This is a genomic window from Mesorhizobium sp. M2A.F.Ca.ET.067.02.1.1, from assembly GCF_004023285.1.
Lineage (GTDB): Bacteria > Pseudomonadota > Alphaproteobacteria > Rhizobiales > Rhizobiaceae > Mesorhizobium.
Map to the genome: position 1 here is coordinate 1 of NZ_RZSB01000282.1, position 6967 is coordinate 6967.

General features: G+C 65.1%; 3 protein-coding genes and 1 pseudogene. All 4 read left to right on the top strand.

All coding sequences use genetic code 11. The features are described from left to right. A partial coding sequence (locus tag EOA28_RS19245; protein WP_128315157.1) for a Do family serine endopeptidase occupies positions 1 to 1110 on the top strand: 1110 nt, incomplete at its 5' end. A 314-nt stretch (positions 1111 to 1424) separates the two neighbouring features. Further along, complete coding sequence (locus tag EOA28_RS19250; protein ID WP_042642042.1) at positions 1425 to 2099, top strand: response regulator transcription factor; 675 nt, start codon at positions 1425 to 1427, stop codon at positions 2097 to 2099. Positions 2100 to 2209: 110 nt separating this feature from the next. Next, positions 2210 to 3688: a HAMP domain-containing sensor histidine kinase gene (locus EOA28_RS19255; RefSeq protein WP_127250894.1), complete on the top strand. Its 1479-nt coding sequence runs from the start codon at positions 2210 to 2212 to the stop codon at positions 3686 to 3688. 12 nt (positions 3689 to 3700) lie between these two features. Further along, a pseudogene (locus tag EOA28_RS19260) lies at positions 3701 to 6674 on the top strand (bifunctional [glutamine synthetase] adenylyltransferase/[glutamine synthetase]-adenylyl-L-tyrosine phosphorylase). The last annotated feature ends 293 nt before the right edge of the window (positions 6675 to 6967 follow it).

The following is a 6967-nucleotide window of genomic DNA, read 5'->3' on the forward strand; positions in this document are numbered from 1 at the left end:
GTCACCAACAACCATGTCGTGTCGGAAGGCTCGGACTTCACCGTCGTCACCAATGACGGCAAGGAACTCGACGCCAAGCTGATCGGCACCGATCCGCGCACCGACCTCGCCGTGCTCAAGGTCGATGGCGGCGGCAACAAGTTCACCTATGTCGACTTTGCCGACGATTCCAAGGTCCGCATCGGTGACTGGGTGGTTGCCGTCGGCAATCCGTTCGGCCTTGGCGGCACCGTCACCGCCGGCATCGTCTCGGCCCGCGGCCGCGACATCGGCGCCGGCCCCTACGACGACTTCATCCAGATCGACGCGTCGGTCAACCGCGGCAATTCGGGCGGTCCGACCTTCAACCTCAACGGCCAGGTGATCGGCATCAACACCGCCATCTTCTCGCCGTCGGGCGGCAGCGTCGGCATTGCCTTCGACATCCCGGCCTTGACCGCCAAGCAGGTCGTCCAGGACCTGATGAAGAGCGGCTCCGTCCAGCGCGGCTGGCTCGGCGTCGAGATCCAGCCGGTCACCTCCGACATCGCCGAGTCGCTCGGCCTGAAGTCGGACAAGGGCGCGCTGGTGTCGGGCGCCCAGGACGCAGGTCCGGGCAAGAAGGCGGGCATCACCGCCGGGGATGTCATCACCCAGGTCGACGGCAAGGACGTCGCCTCGCCGAAGGAACTCGCCCGCATGATCGGTGCGTTTGCGCCGGGCAAATCGGTCGATGTCACGGTCTGGCGTAACGGCAAGGACGAGACGGTCAAGGTCGATCTCGGCACGCTGCCCGCGAGCGACAAGCAGGCCTCGAACGACGACAACAGCAAGCAGTCGGCGCCTGCCGCCAAGCCCGACACGCTTGCCGATCTCGGCCTGACCGTCACCAAGGCCGAAAACGGCAAGGGACTCGTGGTCACCGATGTCGATCCCGACAGCGACGCGGCCGACCGCGGCATCCAGCCCGGCGACGTCATCACCTCGATCAATTCGAACGAGGTGAACACCACCGACGACGTCTCCAAGGCGATGACCGATGCCGCCAAGGCCGGCCGCAAGGCCGTGCTGATGCAGATCACCCGCGACGACTCGAACCGCTTCGTCGCGCTGCCGGTCGGCAAGGGCTGACATGCCGCGCATGACCCCGGAAATCCCATGGGGGTTCTCGGAAAGGACCATGCGCCACTAGAAGACGTTCAGCTTTCCCCATGGCGGTATCAACACCCCCGAGCCGCCGTGGGGAAACATGGGGCCGAGCACGTAAGTCAGTCACCGTGTTTCGCTCCTGGCGGCAGCGGGTTTCCCATCACCCGCTGCCGCTTTATCGCATGTCGCCCAAAAGTGGTTGCCGGTTTTGGGAAGAAGACATGCGACTAATGAAGGCAAAGCAGGACGCAATGACTGCCCCTCAAACCTCCGATGAAATCGCGTATAACGGCTCCATGAAGATTCTCGTCATGGAAGACGATCGCGAGGCGGCGGACTACTTGCAGAAAGCCTTCGCCGAGGCGGGCCACACCGCCCATGTCGCCGGCGACGGCGAGACCGGCTTCGCGCTGGCCGACGCCGGCGACTATGACGTGATGGTGGTCGACCGCCTGATGCCGCGCCGTGACGGCCTGTCGGTGATCGCCGCGCTTCGCTCGCGCGGCAACACCACGCCGGTTTTGATCCTGTCCGCCCTGGGCGAGGTCGACGACCGCGTCACCGGCTTGCGCGCCGGCGGCGACGATTATCTCACCAAGCCCTACGCCTTTTCCGAATTGCTGGCCCGTGTCGAGGTGCTGAACCGCCGTGCCGGCGCGCGCGAATCCGAGACTGTGTATCGTGTCGGCGACCTCGAACTCGACCGGCTGTCGCATTCGGTCAAGCGGGCGGGGCGCGAGATCACGCTGCAGCCGCGCGAGTTTCGGCTGCTCGAATATCTGATGCGCCATGCCGGCCAGGTGGTGACCCGCACGATGCTTCTGGAAAATGTCTGGGACTATCATTTCGATCCGCAGACCAACGTCATCGACGTCCATGTCTCGCGCCTGCGCGGCAAGATCGAAAAAGGCTTCGACAAGCCGATCCTGCACACGATCCGCGGCGCCGGCTACATGCTGAAGGGCGGCTAGAGCATGATCCCGAAAAGTGGGAACCGGTTTTCGGAGAAGATCATGCTACAACAAAGGGTTAGATCAGGATGACGATTCAACCAATCGTCATCCTGATCTAGAGCCCGCAAATGGCTCTTTCCCTGCCGGCCATCATGAAGACGACGGCGGCCCGGCTCTCGGCGCTCTATCTTCTGCTTTTCGCGCTTTGCGCGGTGCTGCTCGTCTTCTACATGACGTCGCTGTCGGCGCGCATGCTGACCGCGCAGACGCAGGAGACCATCAACGACGAGGTGCTGGGCCTCGCCCGTGCCTATCAGCGCGGCGGCCTGCCCGTGCTGGTGCGCGTCGTCGAAAACCGCTCGCGCCAGCCCGGCGCCAACCTCTATCTCATCGCCGACGCCAACGGCCAGATCCTGACCGGCAACGTGCAGAGCCTGGAGCCCGGCGTCATCGAGACCGAGGGCTGGACGACCGAGCCCTTCTCCTACCAGCGCTTCGGCGAAGGCGAGCTCGACCGGTTGCGCAGTGGAGCTACCGACCAGCCCGCGCCCCAGGCCGGCGACAACAGCACTCCCCAGTCGCCAGGCGAAAAGGGCCACAACGCCATCGCCTTGGTGCTGCGACTGCCAAACCAGATGATCATGCTGGTCGGCCGCGACCTCGGCGAGCCCGAGCGCTTCCGCGCCGTCATCAGCCGGGCGCTGACGCTGGCGCTCGGCATGATGGGCCTGGGCGGGCTCCTGATCTGGTTCTTCGTCGGGCGCGCCGCGCTGAAACGCATCGACAGCGTGTCCGATGCCAGCCGCCGCATCATGGGCGGCGACCTCAGCGGACGGCTGCCGGTCACCGGCGCCGGCGACGAATTCGACCGCCTGTCGGAAAACCTCAATGCGATGCTGGCCAGAATCGCCATGCTGAATGAGGGGCTGAAGCAGGTCTCCGACAACATCGCCCATGATCTGAAGACGCCGCTGACCAGGCTGCGCAACCGCGCCGAGGCGACGCTTGCCGGCAGGCACAAGACGGAAGACTACCGCCAGGCGCTGGAAGGCACGATCGCGGAGTCCGACCAGCTCATCAAGACGTTCAACGCCATACTGATGATCTCGCGACTGGAGGCCGGCTATTCCTCGGAACAGACCGGTCCGGTCGATCTCGCCGCAACGGTGAGCGACGTCGTCGAGCTCTACGAGCCGGTGGCGGAGGAAGCGGGTGTCACGCTGGAGGCGACCGTCCCCGAGGCCTTCACGATCAACGGCAACCGCGAGCTGATCGGTCAGGCGCTGTCCAACATCGTCGACAACGCCATCAAATACTCGACCGACGCCGCCGAGACGCCGAGAGTGCGTGTGGCGCTGGAGCGCGCCGGAAGCGAAATCAAGCTTACCGTCACCGACAATGGCCACGGCATTCCCGACGACGCCGATCGTGCCCGCGCCACCGAGCGCTTCGTGCGCCTGGAAAAGAGCCGCTCGCAGCCGGGCTCGGGCCTCGGCCTCAGCCTCGCCAAGGCCATCATGACTTTCCACAACGGCAGGCTTGATCTTTTGCCCGCCAATCCAGGATTGTCCGTGGTCATGAGTTTTCCGTTGCGGGAGACGCATTGATGGTTCGGACAAATGGCGAAGAAGAAGATCGAATCCGAGTTCCGGCTTAGCCCCACATTGGCGCTCCAGCCTTTGGACGCGAAACACGCCCGGCGCGAATTGTCGGAAATCGCCGACGCCGTCGAGGAGGAGGGGCTTTCCCGCCTCGCCGCGTTCCTGGCGGGCGAGGGGCCGCTGCCGGACCTGCTGGCGGCCGTCTTCGATCTCTCGCCCTTCCTCCGCGATGTGGCGCGCCGCCGGCCGGCAATTCTCGAGACGCTGTTCGAAGAGACGGTAGAAGCGCGGCTCGCCGCCATCGGCGAAGCGATCGGCGGCGCGGCCAAGGCGGACGAGGCCTCCGAATCGAGCCTGATGATGGCGCTGCGGCAATGGAAGACGGAAGCCCATTTCCTGATCGCGCTGGCCGATCTTTCGGGCGAGGCGGAGACCTCTGTGACGGTGCGCCGCCTCAGCGATCTCGCGGACGCCTGTACAAACGCCGCCGTCGATTTCCTGCTGCTCGACGCGCACCGGCAAGGCAAGCTCAAGCTGCCGAAGCCGGCGATGCCAGCAAAGGATTCAGGCTGGATCCTGCTCGGCATGGGCAAGCTCGGCGCGCATGAGCTGAATTTTTCCTCCGATATCGATCTCGTCGTCTTCTTCGATCCGGAAGCGCCCGCCGTCATCGATCCGCTCGATGCGACCGAGCTGTTCTCCAGGCTCACCCGCCGTCTCGTGCGCATCCTGCAGGACCGCACCGAGCACGGCTATGTCTTCCGCACCGATCTCAGGCTCCGTCCCGATCCAGGCTCGACGCCGCTGGCGATCCCGGTCGAGGCAGCGCTTCGCTATTATGAGGCGCGCGGCCAGAACTGGGAGCGCGCCGCCATGATCAAGGCGCGCCCAGTTGCCGGCGACCTTGCCGCCGGCGCCGCCTTCCTCAAGGAATTGCAGCCCTATGTCTGGCGCAAATACATGGACTATGCCGCGATCGCCGACGTCCACTCGATCAAGCGCCAGATCCATGCCCATAGGGTCATGGCGAGATCGCGGTGAAGGGCCACAATGTGAAGCTCGGCCGCGGCGGCATTCGCGAGATCGAGTTCTTCGTCCAGACCCAGCAGCTCATCGCCGGCGGCCGCTTCCCGGAGCTGCGCGGCCGCGAGACGGTGCCGATGCTGGGCGCGCTCGCCGCGCGCGGCTGGATCACCGCCGATGCGCGCGATGCGCTGACCCGGCAATACTGGTTCCTGCGCCGTGTCGAGCACGCCATCCAGATGGTGGCGGACGAGCAGACGCATATCCTGCCCGACAGCGACGAGGGGCTGAAACGCATCGCCCTGATGCTGGGTTTTGCCGGCGAGGCGGACTTCACGCAGGCTTTCCGCGCCTCGTTGCAGCAGGTCGAGCGCCACTACGCGGCGCTGTTCGAAACCGCTCCCGAACTGTCGGCCGGTATCGGCAATCTGGTCTTCACCGGCGATGTCGACGATCCTGACACGCTGCAGACCTTGCATCGCCTGGGCTTTCAGCGGCCGAGCGACATCTGTCGGGTCATCCGCGGCTGGCATTTCGGCCGCTACCGCGTCACCCAGTCTGCCGAAGCGCGTGAGCGGCTGACCGAACTGACGCCGGCGCTGCTCAAAGCCTTTGGCCAGACGCGACGCGCCGACGAGGCGCTGATCCGCTTCGACGAGTTCCTTGCCGGCCTGCCAGCGGGCATCCAGCTCTTCTCGCTGCTGCAATCGAACCCGGCGCTGCTCAAGCTGATGGCGACGATCATGGGCGCTGCCCCACGGCTGGCGGCCATCATCACGCGCCGCCCGCATGTTTTTGACGGGCTGCTCGACCCGGCGCTGCTCACCGAATTGCCGGATCGCGCCTATCTTTCGGCCCGCCTTGCCGCCTTCATCGAGGGCGACCACGCCATGAGGACGTGCTCGATCGCCTGCGCATCTTCGCTTCCGAGCAGAAGTTCCTGATCGGCGTGCGCCTGCTGGCCGGCTCGATCGATCCGGCGCGGGCGGGGCGTGCCTTTTCCGATCTCGCCGACCTCACCATCGAGGCGGCGCTTCAAGCGGTGATCGCCGAATTCGCGCTGCGCCACGGCAGCATCGCCGGGGGCAGGGTGGCGCTGCTCGGCATGGGCAAGCTCGGCAGCCGCGAGCTCACCGCCGGTTCGGATGTGGACCTTATCCTGCTCTATGACCATGACGCGGATGCCGAAGAGTCCGACGGCGACAAGCCGCTGGCGCCGTCGCACTACTATACCCGCATGACGCAACGCCTGATCGCCGCCGTCTCGGCGCCGACCGCCGAAGGTGTGCTCTATGAACTCGACCTTCGCCTGCGCCCCTCCGGCAACAAGGGGCCGGTCGCCACCCATATCGACGCGTTCAAGAAATATCAGCGCCAGGATGCCTGGACCTGGGAGCACATGGCGCTGGCGAGGGCGCGTGCCATCGGCGGCGATGCCGAACTCTGCGCCGAGCTCGACGAAGAGGTGGCAGCGGTTCTGGCGCAGCCGCGCGATGCCGCCAAGGTGAAAGCCGAAGCCTCGGAGATGCGCGCGCTGATCGAAAAGGAAAAGCCGCCGCGCGACCTCTGGGACATCAAGCTGATCCCGGGAGGGCTCATTGATCTGGAATTCATCGCCCAGGTCGCGACCATCACCGGCAATGTCGAGCCCGGCCGCCGGGTGACGGCGACGGCCGACATTCTGGCGCGGTTGGCTCCGGGTTTCGCGGGGGGCGACATCCGCGAAGAGCTTGGCGAAGCCTACCGGCTTTATCTGGCCCTGACCCAGATGATCAGGCTTTGCCTCACCGGCGAGTTCCAGCGCGACGATGTCCCGCCGGGCCTCTCGGACCTGCTGCTGGCGGTCACCGACCTGCCGGATTTCGCTGTGCTGGAAGCGCATCTCAAGGAGACGTCGCGGAAGGTCAGGAGAGATTTTGATCGTCTGCTACGCGCGGGAGTGTTGCCATCAACCGTATCGTCGCCATGAGATTCCCCGGGTGGCATATTAGTCACAGTTAATATTAATCGGCGATCCGGCCTTGCGCCATTGGCAGAGGCGTCCCGTAATGGGTCAATGGGTCTGGCACCGCAATTGCAGTGCAGCAATGCCGGGGTCAATCATCACCCCGACGAAGGGGGGCCTCGCCGCTCCGCAAATGGAGCGGCGGGTTCTTTCAACGGCTGACTTGAAAGCCCCCCAAATCGCCAAAACCTGGGGCGCTGGGCAACTATGGATCTTCAGAAATTCTTGGTGGGCATGTTCGCGGCGTCATTCATGGT